The 20,914-nt window shown below is 74.5% G+C and carries 13 protein-coding genes; 7 read left to right on the top strand and 6 right to left on the bottom strand.

The window, feature by feature from the left end:
• Window positions 1-64 precede the first annotated feature (64 nt).
• The 5 genes from ACFY0I_RS36210 to ACFY0I_RS36190 form a co-directional block, all read right to left on the bottom strand.
• Window positions 65-1,576, bottom strand: a complete 1,512-nt coding sequence (locus ACFY0I_RS36210; RefSeq protein ID WP_388903835.1) for an MFS transporter — start codon at window positions 1,574-1,576, stop codon at window positions 65-67.
• 302 nt (window positions 1,577-1,878) lie between these two features.
• Window positions 1,879-2,343 (bottom strand): carboxymuconolactone decarboxylase family protein, encoded by a 465-nt coding sequence (locus ACFY0I_RS36205; protein WP_388903930.1) that lies wholly within the window; start codon window positions 2,341-2,343, stop codon window positions 1,879-1,881.
• Between the two features lie 231 nt (window positions 2,344-2,574).
• Window positions 2,575-3,165 (bottom strand): response regulator, encoded by a 591-nt coding sequence (locus tag ACFY0I_RS36200; protein WP_388903928.1) that lies wholly within the window; start codon window positions 3,163-3,165, stop codon window positions 2,575-2,577.
• Window positions 3,166-3,268: 103 nt separating this feature from the next.
• Entirely contained in the window at window positions 3,269-4,450 is a 1,182-nt protein-coding gene (locus ACFY0I_RS36195) for a histidine kinase (protein WP_388903834.1), read from the bottom strand.
• A gap of 5 nt (window positions 4,451-4,455) precedes the next feature.
• Window positions 4,456-6,768, bottom strand: a complete 2,313-nt coding sequence (locus tag ACFY0I_RS36190; RefSeq protein ID WP_388903832.1) for an MMPL family transporter — start codon at window positions 6,766-6,768, stop codon at window positions 4,456-4,458.
• A 253-nt stretch (window positions 6,769-7,021) separates the two neighbouring features.
• Here ACFY0I_RS36190 and lpdA point away from each other — a divergent pair, with 253 nt between their 5' ends.
• A complete protein-coding gene (gene lpdA / locus ACFY0I_RS36185; protein WP_388903831.1) occupies window positions 7,022-8,413 on the top strand; it encodes a dihydrolipoyl dehydrogenase in 1,392 nt (463 codons plus the stop codon).
• Window positions 8,414-8,439: 26 nt separating this feature from the next.
• On the opposite strand, the gene ACFY0I_RS36180 is transcribed toward lpdA, so the two are convergent.
• On the bottom strand, window positions 8,440-11,913 hold the full coding sequence (locus ACFY0I_RS36180) for a BTAD domain-containing putative transcriptional regulator (protein WP_388903830.1): 3,474 nt from the start codon (window positions 11,911-11,913) through the stop codon (window positions 8,440-8,442).
• Window positions 11,914-12,117: 204 nt separating this feature from the next.
• Here ACFY0I_RS36180 and ACFY0I_RS36175 point away from each other — a divergent pair, with 204 nt between their 5' ends.
• The 6 genes from ACFY0I_RS36175 (at window position 12,118) to ACFY0I_RS36150 (ending at window position 20,748) form a co-directional block, all read left to right on the top strand.
• Window positions 12,118-13,002, top strand: coding sequence for an NAD(P)-dependent oxidoreductase (locus ACFY0I_RS36175; protein WP_388903828.1), 885 nt, complete (start codon window positions 12,118-12,120; stop codon window positions 13,000-13,002).
• Window positions 13,003-13,226: 224 nt separating this feature from the next.
• Window positions 13,227-14,588 (top strand): hypothetical protein, encoded by a 1,362-nt coding sequence (locus tag ACFY0I_RS36170; RefSeq protein ID WP_388903827.1) that lies wholly within the window; start codon window positions 13,227-13,229, stop codon window positions 14,586-14,588.
• Window positions 14,585-15,496 (top strand): hypothetical protein, encoded by a 912-nt coding sequence (locus ACFY0I_RS36165; protein WP_388903825.1) that lies wholly within the window; start codon window positions 14,585-14,587, stop codon window positions 15,494-15,496. The genes ACFY0I_RS36170 and ACFY0I_RS36165 overlap by 4 nt, the downstream gene beginning before the upstream one ends.
• Window positions 15,497-15,616: 120 nt before the next feature.
• A complete protein-coding gene (locus ACFY0I_RS36160; RefSeq protein ID WP_388903823.1) occupies window positions 15,617-16,513 on the top strand; it encodes a hypothetical protein in 897 nt (298 codons plus the stop codon).
• 180 nt (window positions 16,514-16,693) lie between these two features.
• Entirely contained in the window at window positions 16,694-18,118 is a 1,425-nt protein-coding gene (locus tag ACFY0I_RS36155) for an SWIM zinc finger family protein (protein ID WP_388903822.1), read from the top strand.
• Window positions 18,115-20,748: a DUF6493 family protein gene (locus ACFY0I_RS36150; RefSeq protein ID WP_388903821.1), complete on the top strand. Its 2,634-nt coding sequence runs from the start codon at window positions 18,115-18,117 to the stop codon at window positions 20,746-20,748. The genes ACFY0I_RS36155 and ACFY0I_RS36150 overlap by 4 nt, the downstream gene beginning before the upstream one ends.
• Window positions 20,749-20,914 lie beyond the last annotated feature (166 nt).

The raw sequence follows: 20,914 nt of genomic DNA, 5'->3' as shown, positions 1-20,914 counted from the left end.
GTCGACCGATCGGGGTACCCGGGGGGACGACCGGCCGGGCCGGACGCGCCGCGCCGCGCCCCGGTCACCGCGGGGCGGCGGGGGCGGGTGCGGGGGCGGGGTGCAGGGGGGTGGTGCCGAGGCCGTGACGGTCCCGCGGTCCGAAGGTGGACCAGAGGGCGGCGGTGAGCAGCAGGAGGACGCCGAGGGCGAGGTGGACCGGTTTCCCGCCGAAGCGGTCGAAGAGGAAGCCGGTGGCGAGGATCGCGCCCGCGCTGACGATGCGGACGACGGCGTCGAGCAGCCCGTGCCAGGTGCCGAGCAGGGCGGCGGGGGCGCGGAGCTGGACGAGGAGCCCCGCGGACCTGAGGTAGACCGTGAAGCCGAGGCCGAACAGGACGAGGCCGACGGCGAGGGCCCACTGCGTCCGCCCGAGGAGCGCCACGGTCAGGGTGCCGACGCCGGCCAGGGCGGTGGCCCGGCGCAGGCTCGCGCAGATGCCTTCGGGGCCCGCGCGGGCGACGAGGAGACCACCGACGACGGCCCCGATGGTGGAGAAGGCCAGGAAGGAACCGGCGCGGGCCGGGGACATGTCGAAGGTCTCCCTCATGAGGGCCAGGAGGGAGAGGATGACCGTCGAGAGGGCGAGCACGGTCAGGGCGTGGAAGGCGATGAAGCGGCGCCAGGCCGGGCTGCCGGCGAGAGTCCTCGCGACCGCCCGGCGGGACGGGTGGGGCGCGGGCGTCGCGGTGACCGTCGTCCCCCCGGCCGTCGCCCCGGTCCTCGCGCCCGTCGTACCGTCCGTCGTCACGTCCGTCGTCGCGCCCGTCGTCACGCCCGGGGCCGCCGTGGGCGACTGGCGGGCCGCGACGGCGACGAAGGCGGCGAAGACGGCCAGGGCGAGGACTTGCAGGCCGGCGGCGAGCAGCAGCGCGCGGGAGCCGGGGAGGAGGGCGATGACCATGCCCGCGACGACAGGGGCGAGGAGTTCGCTCGCCGAGCGGACGGTTCCGCCGATGCCCTGTACCCGGACGAGCGTCGTCGCGTCGAGGATTCGCGGCAGGAGCACGAAGAGGGCCATTTCCCCGATGTGGTGGACGAGGTCCACCGTCGCCGCCGCCACGACGATCGCCCACAGGTGGGACGAGAGGAACGTGGAGCCGATGCCGATGAGGACGAACACGCCGATCTTGACGAGGTAGGCCACGACGAGGACGGCCTTCGGGTTGCCCCGGTCCAGGAGGGGGCCGGCGGCGACGGAGGCGACGACCTCCACTCCGTAGCCCACGCAGTACACGAGGCCGACCGTGCTGACCACGCCGGAGAGGTCGAGGGCCAGGTTGGCGAACGCGATGTCGTAGATGCCCTCGCCCAGGGAACGGGAGGTGACGAGCACGGCGAAGACGACGAGCAGCATCGCGAGCCGGCGTGAGGCGGTGGAGAGCGGGGCGCGGCCGGCGGTCCTCGGCCCGCGGCCGGCCGACTTCGACTCGGGCCCGGCCGACTTCGACTCGGGCCCGGTCGCCTTCGACTCGGGCCCGGTCGCCTTCGACTCGGGCCCGGTCGCCTTCGGATCGTGTCCGGTCGGCGCCGTCATCGGTGGGCCGACTCTCGGACGCCGGGGTGCCCGGTGGGGGCGCCGTCGGGTGTGCGGGAGAACGGAGTTGATCGGCCACCGGGGGTGGTGCGCGGCGGCAGGGTCCGGGAGGTGGTCCCGGGGGTGGGTAAGCCCCTTCGTTCGTCTACGTGTTGGAGTTCCATCCCGGGATTGTCGTACAGCCGTGCGCGCTGCGGCGTACGCGTCGGGCGGCCCGGCGGCGGTGCGGCCGGGGGACGCGGCGGGTCAGTAGGGGCCACGTCGAGTCGGGCCGGGCCGGGTCGTGTCGGGGCCGGTTCGGGTCAGTCCCACTGCTCGTCCGCGAGGGAGGCGACCGGGGCCGGCTTGCCGACGAGGGCCAGGGCGATGAAGAAGTTGATCTGGCCGATCGCGATGGTGAGGGTGGCGAGGGCCTTCTCGTCGTAGTGCTCGGCGGCCTGCGCGTACAGCTCGTCGGAGACCCGCTCCCCGCCCCGCGGGGCGGGCTGCAATACCGCTTCGACCAGGGCGAGCGCGGCCCGCTCGGCCCCGGTGAAGTACGGGGCGTCCTGCCAGGAGGACACGGCCGTGATGCGCTCCTCGGACTCCCCGGCCTTGCGGAGGAATCCGGTGTTCAGCACGGTCAGGTAGGTGTTCCCGACGATCTGCCCGGCCCGCAGGTGGACCAGGCTCATCGTGGTGCGCGGGACCGAACGGTTGCCCGTGGCCCGGAACAGGGCGGCGCTGACGTCGTTCAGCTCCGGAACGAACTCGGCCGGGTTCGCCATCCGCGAGATCGAGGCGCGGGGGGCGCGGGTGTCGACGTCGGCGTTGGCGTTGGCGTTGGCGTTGGCGCTGGTGTCGGTGGTCGTCATGGCGGTCTCCGAGGGTTGGTGCCGCTGCTCGCTGCGTCGGCTTCACCGCACTGACGGACGGAACGCCGGGAGTGTGACAGCTCCGGAGAAGGAGTTTTGGGTCGGGGTGGAGTCGCTGGGTCGGGCCGGGAGGAGGGGCGGCGGTCAGGGGCGGGTGAGGAGGCCTCGTTCCAGGGCCACGACCACCGCGTGGGTCCGGTCGCTGACGTCGAGTTTGGCGAAGACCCGGAGCAGGTGGGTCTTCACCGTGGCCTCGGCGATGACCAGGCGGCGTCCGATCTCCACGTTGGAGAGTCCGTCGGCGACCGCGTTCAGTACGTCGACCTCGCGGGCGGTCAGCGGCACCACCGCCGGCCTGCGCATCCGGGCCACCAGGCGGGCCGCGACGCGGGGCGCCAGGACGGTCTCACCGCGGGCCGCGGAGTGGATGGCGTCGACGAGCTGCTCGCGGGTGGTGTCCTTCAGCAGGTAGCCGATCGCTCCGGCCTCGACGGCGCGCTCGATCTCCTCGTCGGTGTCGTAGGTGGTGAGGATCAGCACCCGGGTGGGGGCCGGGCAGGCGACGATCTCGGCCGTGGCGCTCGCCCCGTCGAGTACGGGCATCCGCAGGTCGACCAGGGCCACGTCGGGCTCCAGTCGCTCGACGAGTTCGACTCCGGCGCGGCCGTCACCGGCCTCGCCGACGATCTCGACGGTGGGTTCCTGCGCCAACAGGGCCACGACGCCCGCCCGCATCACCGTGTGGTCGTCGACGACGATCACACGCAGGGGCCGCTCCGACCGGTCGGGCCGTGCGGGCTGTTCGGGCCGTGCGGGCTGTGGGCGCTGTGCGGGCATGTCAGTCCTCGGTGTTCGTGGGGATCAGGGCGAGGACGCGGGTGCCGTCGCCGAGCGAACTGGTGAGCGTCAGGTCGCCGCCCAGCTCGGCGAGGCGCTTGCGCATCCCGTTGAGACCGAAACCGCGGGAGTCCGCCACGACGAAGCCGCGCCCGTCGTCGGTGATCTCCAGTTCCACCCCGTACGGGCGCTGCGCGAGGACCACGTCGACGGTGGAGGCGTCCGCGTGCTTGCGGACGTTGGCGAGGGACTCCTGGGTGCAGCGGAGCAGGGCGATCCGCGTGGGTTGGTCGCACTCGACGTCCTCCAGTTCCGCGGTGACGGGCAGCCCGGTGTCCTCGGTGAAGCGGTCCAGGGTGCGGCGCAGGGTCGCTGCGACGGAGCCGGGGGCGAGGCCGCTCTGCGGGGCGGAGCCGACGAGGATCCGGGCCTCGGCGAAGTTCTCGCGTGCCGTCTGCTCGATCGAGAGCAGTTGCTGGGCGCTGCGGTCCGGATCGCTCTCCAGGCCGGATCGGGCCGCCTCGGCCAGCACGATGATGGAGGCGAAGCCCTGCGCGAGGGTGTCGTGGATCTCCCGGGCGAGCCGCTCGCGTTCCTCGGCCGCGCCCTGGAGCCGGTGGGCCTCGGCGAGGCTCAGTTGGGTGCTGGCCAACTCGGCGCGCAACTGGGCCCGTTCGTCGCGCAGTTCCAGCGCTCGGGGGGTCAGGAGGGCGACCAGGGCGCTCACGGCGTAGACCGCGAGGGAGGAGATGGTGTTGGTGGTGAGGTTCTCCGCGTTCCAGCCCGCGCGCAGGGTGCCGCCGACGGTGATGGCCACCGCGCCGAGGCCACTGAGGACGATCGCGGCACGCAGACCGTCGGCGAAGATCACGAACTGTGGGAGCGCGAGGGTGTAGAGCACGCCGTAGCCGTCGCGGAGGTAGGAGAGACCGGCGAGGGCGACGAGGAGCACGCCGAGGTGGACGTACCCTCCCCGGACGGGGTTGCCGGGCATTCTCCGGACGGTCCCGTAGCTGGCACCGAGGGCGGCCAGCAGCGCGAGCGACCCGTACTTCGTCGTGGTCGGGAGGTCCGTGAAGACCGTGGTCAGGATCAGGATTCCGATGACCGCCCAGGACAGGACGTCCCACCAGTGGAGCATCCATATCCAGAACGGGTCGCCGCGCCGGGGCCGTTGAAGCATGATCGTCAGCCTACGTTCCCCACCGTGCGGCCCGCCGGGCCGGTGGCCGGGTCCGCGACGGGACCGGGTGCGGGGGCCGTCCTTCGGGAGCGGCGCAGCGGGTTCCAGGCCCGCTCGCCCAGGAGGAGCAGCAGCGCGGGCAGGACCATGAGGCGGACGACGACGGCGTCCAGCAGGACGGCGAGGGCCAGGCAGAAGCCCATCTGCTTCATCTCCGTGAGGTGCAGGGCGACGAAGGCGCCGAACACCGTCACCATCACGACCGCGGCGCTGGTGACCACCTTCGCGGAGCGTTCGATGCCGTCGAGCACGGCCCGGCGGGCGCTCATGCCCCCGTCCATGGCCTCCTTGATGCGGCTGACGACGAACACCTGGTAGTCCATGGACAGTCCGAAGAGGATGACGAAGAGGAACAGGGGGACCCGGGAGGCGATCGCGCCGAGGGAGTCGAAGCCGAGGACCCCTTCCGCCCAGGTTCCCTGGAAGACCGCGACGAGGGCGCCGAGTGCCGCGCCGGCGGACAGCAGGTTGAGGACGACGCCGAGCAGGGCGATGACCACCGATCGGAAGGCCCACAGGGTCATCAGGAACGTCACCAGGAGCAGGAAGCCGAGCACCAGGGGCAGCTTCGCGTTCTCGTGGTCGACGTAGTCGCGGCCTCGTGCCACGTCGCCGGATACGGCGCTCTCGATGCCGGTCACCCGGCCGAGCGCGGCGGGCAGGTGGACCTGCCGGAGGCGGGTCAGGGAGTCCCCCGCCTCCTTCGACGTGGCGGTGTGCGCAACCGCCACCTCCAGCACGCTGATCCGTCCGTCGACGGAGGTGAGGATCCGCGGCTCGGCGTTCGCGGCGAACAGGGGGTCGCCCTGGGTCCGCCGCCCGAGGTCCGTCAGGGCCCGGTGGACGTCGGCGGTGCGGTCGGGGCCTGCGGCGCGGACGGTGACGCGGTGCTGGGACGACAGCTCGGGGAAGGCCGCGTTGAGCCGGTCGTAGACCTGGACGGCGGGGATGTCGCGGGAGAAGGTGTCGCGGCCCGGGTCGACCAGTTTGAGACCGAGGGCGGGTGCGGCGAGGCCCAGCAGGAGCAGTACCGACAGGCACAGGGTGAGTACGGGGCGGGTACGGGCGGGCTTCAGCAGGGCGCCGGTCAACCGTCCGGGGCGGTCCTCGCGGTACGCGCCGTGGTGACCGGCGCGGTCGCGGCGGCGGGGGGCGCGGGCCGGCTTGCCGCTGCGGGCACGGCGTTCGGCGCGGGCTTCGGCCCGGTGGGCGCGGCGTTCGGCGGTACGGGCCGCGCGGCGCTCCGCACGCTGCCCGATCTTCACCAGCAGGGCGGGCAGCACGGTCAGGGAGCTGACCACGGCGACCGCCACGACCAGGATGGTGCCCGTCGCGAGGGAGGAGAAGATGACGTCGGTGGCGAGGTACAGGGTGGCGGTGGAGACGATCACGGCGAGACCGGAGACCACGATGGCGCGCCCCGCGGTCGCCGCGGCCAGTTCCACGAGTGCCTCGGAGCTCAGGGTGCCCCGGGCGCGGGCCCGTTCCTCACGTTCGCGCTTGAGGTAGAAGAGGGTGTAGTCGACGCCGACCGCGAGACCGACGAGCAGGATCATGTTGGTGCCGACACCCGCGTCCGGGAGGAGGTGGGAGGCCGCCATGGACAGGCCGAGGGCTGCCGCGATCGAGGACAGGGCGAGCAGCAGCGGCACGGCGGCCATCACCACGGACCCGAAGACGAGCAGCAAGGTGATGAGGGTGACCGGGAGGGTGATGCGCTCGGAGAGCGCGAGGTCCTCGTCGCGCTGGTCGTTGACGCCCTTGCTGATGGCCGGCGACCCGGTCTCCTCCACGATCAGGCCGGGGTGGGCGGCGCCCACCGCCGCGGTCTGTTCGAGGAGCGGGACGACGTTCTTCCTGCCCTCCAGTTCGGGGCCGTGCATGACCACCGACACCATCAGGACGTTTCCGTCGCGCGAGCGGACCGGTTCGGCCACCGTGTCGACCTCGGGCAGGGCGCGCATCCGCTCGGTGATGTCCCGGGCGGCGGCGCCGGCCCGGTCGGTGTCGAGGGGGAGGCCGTCGGCGCGGGAGCGGATCAGTATCTGTTCGGTGGGCCGGCGCTCCAGGCCGCCCTCGGCGGCCATCGCCTCGGCGCGGCCCGCCTCGCCGACGCGGAAGTCGACGGAGGTGGCCTGATTGGTGCCGACGGTGATGCCGACGCCGAGGCAGAGGATGACGAAGGCGAACCATCCGGCGATGGCGGTCCACGGGTGCCGGGCGCTCCAGCGGGCCGTGCGAACGGGAAGTGAGGTCATGTCAGGAGCATGCGGGGCGGGGCCCGGCGGCCATGACGTCCTGCGGACTGAACCCGCCGTCCACCGGTCGGTGGACAACGCCTCCCCCGGGCCGGCTCCCTCCGCCCTCGTCGGCCCGGTCCCGTCCGCCCCCGTCGCGGGCCCTCACCCGCCCTGAAGTTGATGGATCCCGGCCCCAAAAACCGTACCGGGCAGGCAAGATGACAGGATGCGCGATGGATGGTAAGACCATGCATTCGAAAGGTCATCGGCAATGGAGAATTCCGCGAACCGCGTGTACGACCTGGTCATCCTCGGTGGCGGGAGCGGGGGCTACTCCTGCGCCCTGCGCGCGACCCAACTCGGACTGGACGTCGTCCTCATCGAGAAGGGCAAGCTGGGCGGCACCTGCCTGCACAACGGCTGCATCCCGACGAAGGCCCTCCTTCACGCGGGTGAGGTCGCCGACGAACTGCGGCGCAGCGAGTCGTACGGGGTGAAGTCGACCTTCGAGGGCGTGGACATCGCGGGGGTGCACGCGTACAAGGACGGCGTGATCGCCGGCCTGTACAAGGGCATCCAGGGCACCTTGAAGGCGCGCAAGTCCCTCACCCTGGTGGAGGGCGAGGGCCGCCTGGTGTCCCCGACCGAGGTCGAGGTGGGCGGCGTCCGCTACCGGGGCCGGCACGTGGTCCTCGCCACCGGCGCCCAACCCCGCTCGCTGCCGGGCCTGACCATCGACGGTGACCGGGTCATCTCCTCCGACCACGCCCTCTTCCTCGACCGGATCCCCGAATCGGCGATCGTCCTGGGCGGCGGCGTCATCGGCGTCGAGTTCGCCTCCGCCTGGAAGTCCTTCGGCGTGGACGTCACCGTCGTCGAGGGCCTGCCCCACCTGGTGCCCGCCGAGGACGTCGACATCTCCAAGTCCCTGGAACGCGCCTTCCGCAAGCGCAAGATCAAGTTCGAACTGGGTTCGCGCTTCTCCGGCGTCGAACACACCGACTCCGGCGTCCGCGTCTCCCTGGAGAACGGCAAGCGGATCGAGGCCGAGCTGCTCCTCGTCGCCGTCGGCCGCGGCCCCGTCTCCGCGGGCCTGGGCTACGAGGAAGCCGGCGTCACCGTCGAACGCGGCCACGTCGTCGTCGACGAACTGCTGCGCACCAACCTGCCGACCGTCTCCGCCGTGGGCGACCTGGTGCCGACCCTCCAGCTGGCCCACGTCGGTTTCGCCGAGGGCATCCTGGTCGCCGAGCGGGTGGCGGGCCTTCCGGTGACGCCGATCGACTACGACGGCGTCGCGCGGGTCACGTACTGCGAGCCGGAGATCGCGTCCGTCGGGCTGACCGAGGCCAGGGCGAAGGAGCTCTACGGCGAGGACAAGGTCGTCATCGGCAAGTTCAACGCGGGCAGCACCGGCAAGAGCAAGATCCTGAAGTCGGCCGGCGAGGTGAAGCTCGTCCAGCTGGTCGACGGCCCCGTCATCGGCCTGCACATGATCGGCTCCCGGGTCAGCGAGCAGGTCGGCGAGGCCCAGCTGATCTTCAACTGGCAGGCCCTGCCCTCCGAGGTGGCCTCGCTCGTCCACGCCCACCCGACCCAGACCGAAGCCCTCGGCGAAGCCCACCTGGCCCTGGCGGGCAAGCCGCTGCACGTCCACGGCTGACGCCCGCCGCCCGGCGGTGCCCGGTCTCAGGGGTCGACGTGCTCCGGGTTGCGGGACATGCCCCGGGCGAAGGCCGCTTCGGACGCCGCCGGGCCGGCCGCGCTCAGGCAGGCCGACCACACCCGGTCGACGTCGTACCGTTCCGCTTCGGGCAGCGGAGCACCGGCCGAGAGGCGGGCCGCGTGCGCGAGGCCGAGCAGTTCCGCGGCCCGTTCCGCGGCTCCGCCGGTCGCCGCCGCTCCGGCCAGCCCCTCCCACGCCAGGGCCTGGGCCCGTACGTCGCCCAGCCCGCGCGCCACCGCCAGCCCCTCGGCGTGCAGCGCGCGGGCCCGGGACGACTCGCCCCTCAGTTCGGCCGTGAATCCGAGTTCGGCGAGGGCCAGGGCGGCGCCGGGCCCGTACCCGGTGGCGCGGAACCAGGCCAGGACCGCGTCCATGTGCGTTTCCGCCTCACGGAGGTCCCCGGTGCGCCGCGCGGTCATGCCGAGGCCGATCCGGGCATCGGCCTCGCCCGCGCCGTGGCTCTGTTCCCGCGCCAGCTTCCAGGCGCGGGCGTGCCGCTCCCGGGCCGCGGTGTGGTCGCCGGTCAGGAGGGCCAGTCTGCCGAGGGCGCAGAGGCGTTTGGCGGCCTCCGTCCACAGCCCGAACTCCTCCGCGAGCGCGAGTCCTTCCTCGTGCAGCCGGGCAGCTCGCGGGTAGTCACCGGCGATCTCGTGGAGGGCCGCCCGCGGGAACACCGTCTGGAGCTGCCCCCAGCGGTCGCCCAGCGCGGCGAACAGCCGGGTGCTGCGCTCGGCGTCACGGCGCACACCGTCGAGGTCGCCGTGCGCGAGGGCGTGCCGGGCCCGGACGCTCAACGCGGCCGCCGTTCCCCAGGTGTGGCCGAGCTCCTCGGACGCGGTGAGGGCCCGTTCGGTGAGCTCCTCCCCGGCGGTCACCTCGCCCGCGCCCATCTGCGCGGAGGCCAGGAACCACAGGGCGGTGGCCCGCGCCTGCGGGTCCCGTACCGCCACCTGCGGCGCGTCGAGGGCGGCCACGGCCCGCCGCGCCGCCTCCCGGCCCGTGGCGGGCGAGGCGCCCTCGCTCAGGGCGAGGCCGGTCCGCCAGGCGGCCGCCGAGGCGACGGCCGCGTCCCGTTCCGCGTCCCGTTCCGGCTGCCCTCCCGGCGGGGACGGGAGGGCCCGCGCCGCGGTGAGGCAGTCGTCGAGGAGCCGGCCCGCCAGGGCGGGCCTGCCCCGGAGCAGCCAGTACCAGGTCAGGGCGCGGGCGGCGTCCAGCGCCTCCACGACCGCCCCGCGCGCGAGCGCCTCCTCGACCGCCGGACGGAGATCGGCCTCGGCCGCGTCCAGCCGCGTCAGCCACTGCCGTTGCCGCGGGCCGCGCAGCAGCGGCTCTGCGCGCAGCGCCAGTTCCCGGTGGTGGGCGCCGTGCCGGGCGAGGGCGTCCGGCTCCTCGCCGGCCTCCCGGAGCCGCTCCAGGGCGTAGTACTTGACGGATTCCAGCAGCCGGTACCGCGTTTCGTCGGGGCGGTCGACGAGGACCAGGAGGGAGCGGTCCGCCAGGCGGGCCAGCACCTCCGGAACCTGGGCGGCCGGTACGTCCGTACCGGCGCAGACGGCGCGGGCGGCGGCCGCCGAGGCGTCCCCCGCGTGCACGGACAGGCGGCGCAGCACCGCCTCCTCGGCGGGGTCGAGCAGGCCCCAACTCCAGTCGATCACCGCACGCAGGGTCCGCTGGCGCGCGGGCACCCCGCGCAGGCCCCGCGAGAGCAGCGCGAACCGGTCGTCGAGCCCGGCGAGCAGTCCGTGCACGCCCAGCGAGCGGGCCCGGGCGGCGGCGAGCTCCAGGGCCAGGGGGAGCCCGTCCAGGCGCGCGCACAGGGCGGCGACGGCCGCGGCGTCCGTGGGCCGGGTGGCCGGGGTGGCCGGGGTGCCGCCGGGCGGGGGCCCGGAGCCGGACGGGAGCCCGGAGCGGGCGGTGAACAGGGCCACGGCATCGGCCGGCGACAACGGGCCCAGCTGGTGCACCGCCTCCCCCGCCAGCCCGAGGGGCTCCTGCCCGGTCGCCAGGACCGACAGCCCCGGAACCCGGGGCAGCACCGCCGCCAGCAGGTCGGCGACCGAACCGGCGAGGTGCTCGCAGTTGTCGAGCAGCAGCAGAACGCGCCGCTCACGGAGCGCGCCCGCCAGCAGCTCCACGGCACTCGGCCCGGCCGTCCCGGCGCCGCCGGGGGGCTGTGCGCCGGGACGCGTGTCGGGACGCACGTCGGGACGCGTGTCGGGATGTACGCCGGACCGGGCATCCGGCTGTACACCGGGCGGCACGTCGGGCTGTACGTACGGCTGTACGTCGGACAGCGCATCCGGCTGTACGTCCGGCTGTCGGACCCCCAGGACCCCGAGGACGGTCCCCGCCACGGCCTCGGCGGACGAGCACGCCGGGAGCGGGGCGAGTTCGGCGAGCCAGACCCCGTCGGCGTATCGGCCGGCCACCCGGTGCGCGCACTCGAAGGCCAGCCGGGTCTTGCCGACGCCACCGGGGCCGGTCACCGTCACCGCCCGGGAGTGCTCCAGCAGCGCCTCCACGGCGGCGAGATCGTCGGCCCGGCCCACGATCCGGGTGAGGGGAGCGGGAATCCGCCGCGCGGCGGCCGCCGTACCGGAACCAGGGGCTTCCGCCCCCGGTGCGGATGCCGGCGCCCCGACCGGGGCCGCAGGCGTGGGGGCCGGATCGACGGTCGGGGCCGCGCCCGGCTCCGGGCTCCCCTCCATCGCCGGCCCGAAGGTTCGTTCCACCTCCGGGTCCTGACGCAGGATCGCCTGGCGCAGTGCCGTCAGGGCGGGGCCCGGGTCCAGGCCCAGGTCACGGGCCAGTCGCTCGCGGAGGTCCTCGTACGCGGCCAGGGCGCCGGCCTGCCTGCCCGCCCGGTACAGGGCCCGCAGCTGTACGGCCCGCAACCGTTCGCGCAGTGGGTGCGCCGCGACCAGCTCGTCCAGCTCGCCGAGGACCGCGTGCTGTTCGCCGAGGTGCACCCGCAGGTCCAGCAGCTCCTCCAGCGCGGTCAGGCGCTCCTCCTCCAACCGCCCGGCCGCGGCGCGCACCGCCGGGTCCGCGGTATGGCCCGCGTACGCCTCCTCACCGCTCCACAACTCCAGTGCCGCACGCAACAGTTCGACCCGTCGGCCGGCCGTCGTGGCCTGCGACCGGGCCCCTGCGAGCAGCCCGACGAACCGTTCCGCGTCGAGTTCCCCGGGCTCCAGGCGCAGCCGGTAGCCGCCCTCGTCGTGGACGAGCCGTGCCCGGCCGGCGCCGCCCGGCTCGGCCCGGTCGAGGGCGGCCCGGAGCCGGGAGACCTGCCCCTGGAGACTCCCGTACGGGTGGACCGGCGGCTCCGCCTCCCCCGGCCCCCACAGGGCGTCGACCAGTCGGTCCGCGGAGACCGGCCGGCCGGGCGCCACGAGCAGCCGGGCCAACAGGGTGCGCGCCTTCGCACCGGTCACGGTCACCGGATCCCCATCATCAGCCCGGACCGTCAACGGCCCCAATACCCCCACGCGCATGACGATCACCCTAATCGCCGCAGGCCGGCGGCCCCGCCGGCGGACCGGCAGCCGACGTACGGCGAACCGGCAGCGCGGCGCCGCAGGCTGAGCCCCGTTCAGCAGGACAACGACGCACCCGTCGTCTTCGAAGGAGACACCGTCATGACCGCGCAGACCGCCCCCCGGACCACCGTCACCGTGCTCGGCCTCGGCAACCTCGGCCAGGCTCTGGCCAACGCCTTCCTGGCCCAGGGGCATCCCACCACCGTCTGGAACCGTTCGCCGCACAAGGCGGACGGCGCGGTCGCCCGGGGGGCCTCCCGGGCGGCCACCGCGGCCGATGCCATCGCCGCGTCCGAGCTCGTCGTGGTGACCGTCCTCGACTACGACACGGTCGGCGAGCTGCTCCGTCCGGCCGCCGGGGCCCTCGCCGGGCGCACCCTCGTGAACCTCACCACCGGCACCCCGGGCGCCGCCCGTGAGCTCGGCGCGTGGGTCACGGACCAGCGGGCCGCGTACGTGGACGGCGCCGTGTACGCGGTGCCCCAGACCATCGGCACCGCCGACTCCTTCGTCCTCTACAGCGGCGACGAGGCGGCCTACAAGCAGCACCGCCCGGCGCTCGACCTGATCGGCGAGGGCGTCTTCGTCGGCACCGCCCCGGACCTGTCCTCCGTCTACGACACCGCTCTGCTCAGCGGCATGTACGGGATGTTCTCGGGCTTCTTCCAGGCCGTCGCCCTCGCCGGTACGGAGGGGATCGGGGCGGCGGCGGTGACCTCGCAGCTCGTGCGGTGGCTGACCGCCGCCGCCGAGGCGCTGCCCGCCTTCGCGGAGGAGATCGACCGCGGCGACTACGACACCACCACCTCCAACCTGGAGATCAACGCGGTGGGTCTGCGCAACATCCTGACCACGACCGAGGCGCAGGGCCTGTCCACCGACCTGCTCGCGCCGCTCCAGCGGCTGTTCGACGACCAGGTCGACGCGGGTCACGCCGCGTCCAGTCTGTCCCGGACCATCGAGTCCCTGCGCGCCGGCCGCTGAGCCCGGGCGGGGCCTTCGTCCGGGGCCGGGGAAGCCGGCTCAGCTGCGGGGGTGGCCGACCCCGGGCGGAGGGGGCGCCGCATCGCCCCCTCCGCGCACGGGCGTTGGAATCACGCTCAGGAGCGACGAGGTCCCCGCTTTCATGTCAGAAGTACCCGGATTCCGTACCGCCGGGGGTGGTCCACTGGTGGCCGTCCCCCTCCGTACGGCACGGGAGAGCCCGCATGCGGTCCTGGCAGTCCCTCACCTCCGCCCTCGCGGCGCTGCACGATCCGAGGCTGCGCCGGCCCTCGGTGTACGAGATCTCACGGCGCAACACCACCGCGATGGGCCGCGCCACCTCCGCGCTCCGCTTCCTGGCCGCCCTGGTCTTCGCCGCCGCCCTGGGGCGGGTCCCCCTCGGGTCCGGCGGCTCGCCCTGGTGGTGGGTCGTCACCGTGCCCGCGTTCGCCGGTTCGGCGCTGGCGGTCGTGCACACGCACCAGGACCTCATCGAGGCGATGATGCGCTCCCGGCTGGCGCCGCTGCGCGTCATCGGACGCGAACTCGACCTGCACGGCTGGCAGAAGGTCAACTTCCCGGCGGTCCTGGAGACGTTCGGGCCGCTCGTCCTCGCCTGGACCGTCGGGGCGCCGGCGGGGCCGTTCACCGGGCATCCGGGGGCCCAGCTCATCGCGACCGCCGCCACCCTCCTCTACAGCGGCCTCGGGACGCTGCACTGGATCGTCGAGTCGGTCTTCTACCAGTTCGAGCCGACGAAGGCCTGGTCGGTGGCGTTCGCCCGGCTGGCCCGCGCGGTCGTTCCCGCCCTGCTCGGCACCGTCTACGGCCTGCTGCTCTCCCGCAACGCGGACGCCACCGGCGCCAACGCCGGCCTCCCCTGGCTCGCGGCCGTCTTCCTGCTGCTGTACCCCGCCACCGTGGTCTACGAGAGGATCCTGACCAGCGCGCTGAACGAGATGCGGCCGGCCATCGTGGCCCAGCGCCTCAAGGACGCCACGATCGTCCACTCCAGCATCAGCAACCCGCTGCACTACGTGCTGCTGGCCGCCCGCGAACGGCCGGCAGCCGATGCCGAACCGCTGATGATCTACCTCCGGGGCGAGCTCCGACGGTGCCTGGACGAACTCGACCACCAGCATCCGTCCGCCACGATCGGCGAGATCGTCGACGCGGTCCGCGCCGGGCTGCTGCCGGACGACCGTCACCGCCTCGCCTTCGCCTCCCCCGGCTCCCCGCGCCGACTGAGCCCCATGGACGCCTCGCTGGCCCGCAGCATCCTCGCCGACCTGTGCTGCAACGCCCTGAAGGAGGTCCGCGGCGGCCACCGCCCGCGGGCCGTGGTGACGGCGGTGTACGAGGAGGACGTACTCACCCTGGTCGTCAGCGACGACGGCCCCGGCTTCGGCGGCGGCGCGGACGCCGCCTCGGGCACCACCGCCGGCGCCGCGCCGGGCACCTCGCTGGTGCGGCTGCGCCAACTCCTCGGCCAGTTGCGGGGCAACCTCACGTTCCGGCCCGGCGACGTCACCGGCACCGTGGTCACCGCGAGTTGGTCCCTCACCCCGCAGGACGGCACATCATGAACCGTCCGCTGACCGTCCTCGTCCTGGACGACAACCCGACCACCGCGCTCGGCGCGCTCAACTACCACCTGGCGGCCTCGGCCGGATCCGCGGACCGCTTCGAGATGCGGCACCTCTCCGACCCCGCGCGGCTGGACAACTACCTCGACGCCTACCGCGACGAGATCGACGTCGTCGTCATCGACGTGGAGTTCGAGCTGACCAGTACGCGTACCTGCCTCACCGCCTTCGACACCGTCCTGCGCCGGGGCGGCCCCGTCGCCATCGGCCTGTCCACCTCGCAGTACGGACGCACCCTCTTCCCGTTCGCCGTCTGCCAGCTACTGCCACCGCCGACCGGACGGACCATCGTCGGCTGGACGTACAAGGACGACCGGCCCGGGCGCGGATTCCCCGAACTCGTCCGGATCCTCGACGCGATCGCCGCCGGATCCCCGCAGGCCAGGCCCCGCACCCTGGAGCTGTGCACGCCGGACGCGGCGCCGGAGACGGGCGCCTTCATGCAGGAGATCCTGGCGGGCCGGACCGACGTACGCCTGTGGTCGATGCTGTCGCGGACCAACTACGAGGCGGCCGACCTGGCCGCGGGAACCTCCGCGTCGGTCTCCACCGTGCGCAAGCGCTTCAAGAAGTACGTGGCCGCCATCACGGCGTTCGAGAAGGCCATGCAGGGCAACGTCGTCCACCCGCTGGGGGCCCAGGCCGTACTGGGGCGCCCCGGGGCGCAGGAGGAGCGGCCCGGCAAGTCCGATCCGACGCAACGGATCGTCGAGACCTTCGCCCACGCGCACCGCACGTTCTTCCAGGCCCCCGAGCTGGAGGAGATCGTCGTGGCCCGGGACAACCGACTCAGCAGGCTCCGCGGCCGGCGCCGCAAGCCCGGCCCCTGGTGGACGCCGCAGCCCTGACGCAGGTCCTCCGGGCCGTCCCCACCCCCCTTCGCTCCCCCGCCCCACCCGGGCGGGGGTCGTACACCCGCACCCGATGACACCCGCACCCGAAGTCACCCGCACCCGAAGGAGACAGTCATGCGACTGAGGCTCGTATCGGCAACCCTCGTCGGCGCCCTGTGCGTCGGCGGCCTGTCCGCGCCGGCCTTCGCCGGCGAACCCGCCGCGCCGGACCGGACGGTGACCACGCAGGAGGTGGCCGCCGCGCTCGGCGACGTACCCGGCCTGCTCGCCGGATCCGACGGGGTGACGGTCTCCGCCGACCGCGACTCCGCGGCGTCCGCCACCACCGGCGGCGCCACCGTGGACGTTCCCAAGGCGGCCTCCGGCGAGGTCACCCTGGCACCGGAGGCGGGCACCGGGTTCGCGGTGTCCCTGCCGGCCGGCGCGGCCGACGGACCGGGCACGCTCGTGGCGCCCGGAACCGTCGCCTACCCGTCGGGCGACGGCAGTGCCAACGCGGTCCAGGCCCTGGAGGGCGGCGGGGCCCGCATGTTGACCGTCATCTCGGTGCCCACCGCGGCCACCGAGTACCGGTACGACGTGAGCGTCCCCGGCGGGGGCTCCATCGCCCTCACCGAGGACGGCGGGGCCGTCGTACGCGACGGGTCGGGCGGGACCGTCTCGCAGGTCGCGGCCCCCTGGGCGACCGACGCGAACGGCGCTCCCGTCCCGACCCGCTTCAGCACCGACGGGACGTCCCTGACCCAGGTCGTCGACCACCGGGGCGGCGGCCACGCCTACCCGATCGTCGCCGACCCGGTGTGGCTGGTCGGCGCGGCGCTCGCCGCGTACGTCGTCCTGCGCTGGGCCCTCGGCGCCTGCGGACTCGGCTACCTGTCCGGCGCCGCCCAGGAAGCGTTCTTCCACGGCTGGGTCTGGCAGAACGTACGCCGTGCCGGACGCGAGGGCTGCGTGTGGGGCCTGCTGACCGGCGGCGCCGGCGGCCTGGCCCGGGCCCTGATCAGGCGCTGACACCCTTCCCCGCCTCGTCCCGGCCCGGCCCCGTCCCGGCCCGGCCCCGTACGCCGACGCCCGCCCGCCCGCCGTCACACCGGCGGGCGGGCGGTGGGCTGTCGGAGGCCGGGGCCTGCGCGGAGGGGCACCTTCCCTCCTCGCGCGGCGTTGTCAGTGGCTCCGCCTAGCGTCTCGAACATGACGCGGACCGCACACACTTTCGCCTACGCACGCCCTTCCTCGCTGACCGCCGCCGAGGCGGGTCAGGCGCTCAACCTGGAGACGGCGGGGGGTCTCACCCCGACCGGGGCCGATGCCCATCCCCAGTTCTTCGCGGGGTTCCTGAGCGCGCCTCAGGCGGCCGCGCGGGCGCTGCTGGCCGTCGCGGACGTGGCCGCGGCCCGCTACTACCGGCGCACCCTGCGCGCCTCGCTCGACCCGGTCGTCACCGGCAACGGCGACCGGCTGCGCTTCGAGTCCTTCTCCGGGTGCTGCGGCGTGTACGCCCGGCTGGACGTGCTGCCGGACGGGTTGCGGGGCGCCGACACGGGCCACGGCACGACCAACGTCGACGTCAACAACCCGCTGCGCGAGGCGTTGTCGCGGCTCAGCGGAGACGATCCGCTGCACCTGCGGGTCGGCCCCGACGAGATGGCGGTGACCACCCTGGACGGACCGGTCGTCGAGAAGAAGGTGCCACTGCCGGACCGTTGGCTGCGCGGCTTCGCCGAGTCCCAGGCCGTCACCACCGGCTTCGACCTGCGGGCCGAACTGAGCGCCGCCGAGACCGCGCGCTTCCTCCGTTCCCTGCCCCGCACCGCGGTGGGCGGCGGCAACGCGAGCGGCGCCCTGTGGGTGGTTCCCGCGGGTCGCACGCTGCGCCCCACCACCCGGCCGGTGCCCGGCGCGGTCTGCCTGCCCGGGCCCGAACGGCTCGCCGCCCTCCAGCGGGTGCTGCGGCACGCCACCGGCCTGCGCGTGTACGGTCCCGCGCCGGCCGGCGCCAACCCCACTGCCTCCGCCTGGGAGGTGGGCCTGCCCGGAATGCGGCTGACGCTGACCCTGTCGCCGGAGGCCGACCGCGGGTTCTCCGGCGAGGGCGGCGTCCTGGAGGCACTGGCCACCGACGCGGCCGCCGAGGACGCGGAACTGATCTCCGTCCTGCTGGCCTGGGAACCGCGCATCGATCCGGCCGACCTCGCCGAGCAGTCGGGGCTGCCCGTGGACCGCGTACGGGCCGCCCTGACCCGCCTCGGGACGGCCGGCCGCGTCGGCTACGACATCGCCGAGGCCGCCTGGTTCCACCGTGAACTCCCCTACGACGCCCGGCGCGCCGAGCGGCACAACCCTCGGCTGGTGGCCGCCCGGGCCCTGTTGGAGACGGGCGCGGTCACCCTGGAACGCCCCGGCACCGCCGTGGTGGCTTCCGGTGTACGCCGCTACCAGGTGCGCGAGTCGGGCGGTGCGCTCAGCTGCACCTGCCAGTGGTGGGCCGACTACCGGGGTCGCCGCGGCCCCTGCAAGCACGCCCTCGCCACCCGGATGGCCCTTCGGGCCGCCGCCTCCACCTCCGCTTCTGCTGTCACCGCCACCTCCACTGCCCTTCCCGGAGCCGCACGATGAACGCCACCGACGACGTCCTCGAAGCCGTACGGGCGGGTCGTGCCGCCGCGCTGCCGGGACTCCTCAAGCCGCTGGAACCCGCCCGGCGCCGCGAGCTGCTCACCGGTCTGAAGGAGTTGCGCCGCGAGCTGCGGTCCTCGCGGTGGGAGCGCTGGCAGGACCGGGACCTGATGAGTCCGGCCCTGGTGGTCGCCGGAGCCGGCTGCATCACCGGGGCGGCGGCCGCGGCCGCCTGGATCGGCGCCGCCGATCTGCGCCGGTGGCGCCCGGAGCCGGTGACCGCCGCGTTGCTCGACGTCCTGGCCGGCCGGGAGCCGAAGTGGCTCGGTGACCTCGCGCACCGGCTGGCCGCCCGGGCCGCGACCGCCGAGCAGGACTATCCGCTGATCAGCGAGCTCGTCCGGCTCTCGGGCTGTCCGATGCCCACCACCGACGGCTGCGTCGAGGGTTGGGCGGCGGCCGTCGGCGCCTCCCGATCCCCGCTCGTGGACTCCCTGCGCCGGGACCCGCACGTCACCGTTCTCGTCCCGCGGCTCTTCGAGACCGCCGAGCCGATCCGGGCCTTGACCCCGGGCTGGATCGCGGACGACCCCGACCGGTGGCCGGCCGCGCTGGCCACCCTGGCCGACGAGGGGTGCGTGGACCGGAGCGTCCTGCTGGACGGGTGCACCGCCCGGCTGCTGCGCGGCGGCAAGCCCGCCCAACTGAGGCCCTACCAGGCCATCCTGGAGGCCCTCGTCCCGACCGTCGAGGAGGAGCGGGAGCGGGCCGCCGACTGGATCGCGCTGGCCTCCGACGCCCCGTCCGGCATCGCCGGGGACGCCCAGCGGACCCTCGCCCGGCTCGCGGCCGTGGGCCGGCTGACCCCGCGCATGCTCGCCGAGATGTCGGCCGCCGTCCTGTTCCGCCCGGAGAAGAAGCTGGTCCGCGCGCAGCTCGTGCTGATCGGCAAGGAGCTCACCCGGGACCCCGCCTCCGCCCCCGAGCTGCTGCCGGAACTCGCCGAGGCCTTCGGGCACGCGGACACCGACATCCAGGAGCGGGCGCTGAAGCTGGCCGCCGCCCACCTCACCGACGATCCCGATCTGCGGGCCGAGCTCGCCGACCGGGCGCAGCTGCTCAGTGCGACCCACCGGGCCCGGGCGGTGGAGGTCTTCGGACCCGGCGCCGCTCCCGCCGGGGAACCCGGCCCGTACGAGGAGATCCTGCCGCCGCTCCCGGCGCCGGCGCAGCTCGCCCCGACCCCGGGGACGGTCGCCGAGACCGTGGAACTCGTCGCGGCCGTCGTCAACTCCGGCGCCGCCGGCGTCGAGGAGTTCGAGCGCGCCCTCGACGGGATGGTGCGGCACGCGCACCGGGACCGCGCGGCCCTCGCCGGGGCGCTGCGTCCGGCTCTGGCGGGCCGCTGGTGGCTCGATCCGGAACAGTCCCGCTACTACACCCATGAGCTGCCCGGCCTGGAACACGTCGCCGCCGCCGTGATGGACGTGCCGCCGACGGGCAAGCGGCCGAAGGCTCTCGCGTCGTGGCGCAGCGACTGCCACCACAGCGCGCTGCGGGCCGTCCTGCACGCGCGCGTGATGGAGGTCGCGGGACGCATCGCCTCCCGGCCGCTGCCCTTCCTGCTCGCGACGCCCACGGTGGAGACGGGTTCCCTGGACGCGCGCGTGCTGGTCGCGCGGCTGGCCGCGTACGACCGCCTGGGCGCGGAGCCCGCTCCGGCGGACTTCGCCCAGGCCCTGCTCCGGGTGCGTCGCGAAGCGGCCGTCATCCCCGAGGCCGCCGCTCTCGGGACCCCCGCGGGGGACCGGCTGGCCGCCTGGCTCGGCGCCGCAGGCGAGCCGGTGACCGTCGCCCGGCGCACCGCACCGGCCCAACGGTTCCCGTACGGCGGGGGCGCCCCCGAACGCCTGGTCATGGATACCGGGAAGCGGAGGACCGTGCTGCGCGAGTTCCCGCACCGGTTCCACGAACTGGCGGCCGCACGCGAGTCGGCCGACCGCTGCTGGGACAGCCGCGAGGACGCCAACCTGATCGCGGTCCTCCCCGAGGACCGGGAGACCCTGGCCGCCTGGTGCCTGCCCGTCGTCACGGCCGGGTCCGTCCACGAGGAGCGCGAGGGCGCGGCGGCTCTGCCCCTGCTGGCCGCGGCCGGTGGGCCCGCGGGACCGGCCCTGCACCTGGCGGTCGCCACCGGACTCGGCGCCCGGCATCCCGAGGACCGGTTGAGGGCCGTGGACGCCCTGCTCACCCTCGCGGCCGGCGGCGATCTGGACGCCGTACGCCTCGGCGGTGACCTGGCCGAACTGATCGGCCTGGGCACGGTCAAACCGAACCGGCTCGCCGACTCGCTGCGCACCGCCGCCGCGACGGGCGCCTGTGCGACGACCTGGGCCGTGTTGGCGGTCGCCCTGCCCGCGCTGCTCACGGGAACGGCCGATCCGCGCGGCGCCGGCGACCTGCTGGCGACGGCCGCGGAGTGCGTCGAGCAGACCGGCGCGGTCTCGCCGGAACCGGCCGGGCTGGCCGTGGCCGCGGCCCGCGGCGGCAAGTCCCGCCTGGTCACCCAGTCCGCCCGCCTGCGCGACGCCCTCCGCCGCAACGAGGAGAACGCAGCAGCCCGCGACTGAACGACCGGCCGGTGGTGGGGCCTTCCGCATCGGGAGCCCGGGCTCCTGATGCGGAAGGGTCCGCACTGCGTCACCAGGACGTGGCGCGTGCTCATGACCGGCGCGGTCATCCCGTGAGGGACCTCGGATCCGCCCCGATCGGCAGGACATCCGCCACCGGCCGCGG

The organism is Streptomyces sp. NPDC001568, from assembly GCF_042893755.1.
In the GTDB taxonomy this organism is placed as follows: Bacteria; Actinomycetota; Actinomycetes; order Streptomycetales; family Streptomycetaceae; genus Streptomyces.
Note: the sequence above shows the minus strand (reverse complement) of the source record. Positions and strands in the feature narration are given on the sequence as shown.

Bases quoted from the DNA above. Each gene is read 5' to 3' on its own strand.
- ACFY0I_RS36210 (WP_388903835.1), bottom strand. From the start codon at position 1,576: ATGACGGCGCCGACCGGACACGATCCGAAGGCGACCGGGCCCGAGTCG.
- ACFY0I_RS36205 (WP_388903930.1), bottom strand. From the start codon at position 2,343: ATGGCGAACCCGGCCGAGTTCGTTCCGGAGCTGAACGACGTCAGCGCC.
- ACFY0I_RS36200 (WP_388903928.1), bottom strand. From the start codon at position 3,165: ATGCGGGCGGGCGTCGTGGCCCTGTTGGCGCAGGAACCCACCGTCGAG.
- ACFY0I_RS36195 (WP_388903834.1), bottom strand. From the start codon at position 4,450: ATGCTTCAACGGCCCCGGCGCGGCGACCCGTTCTGGATATGGATGCTC.
- ACFY0I_RS36190 (WP_388903832.1), bottom strand. From the start codon at position 6,768: ATGACCTCACTTCCCGTTCGCACGGCCCGCTGGAGCGCCCGGCACCCG.
- lpdA (WP_388903831.1), top strand. From the start codon at position 7,022: ATGGAGAATTCCGCGAACCGCGTGTACGACCTGGTCATCCTCGGTGGC.
- ACFY0I_RS36175 (WP_388903828.1), top strand. From the start codon at position 12,118: ATGACCGCGCAGACCGCCCCCCGGACCACCGTCACCGTGCTCGGCCTC.
- ACFY0I_RS36170 (WP_388903827.1), top strand. From the start codon at position 13,227: ATGCGGTCCTGGCAGTCCCTCACCTCCGCCCTCGCGGCGCTGCACGAT.
- ACFY0I_RS36165 (WP_388903825.1), top strand. From the start codon at position 14,585: ATGAACCGTCCGCTGACCGTCCTCGTCCTGGACGACAACCCGACCACC.
- ACFY0I_RS36160 (WP_388903823.1), top strand. From the start codon at position 15,617: ATGCGACTGAGGCTCGTATCGGCAACCCTCGTCGGCGCCCTGTGCGTC.
- ACFY0I_RS36155 (WP_388903822.1), top strand. From the start codon at position 16,694: ATGACGCGGACCGCACACACTTTCGCCTACGCACGCCCTTCCTCGCTG.
- ACFY0I_RS36150 (WP_388903821.1), top strand. From the start codon at position 18,115: ATGAACGCCACCGACGACGTCCTCGAAGCCGTACGGGCGGGTCGTGCC.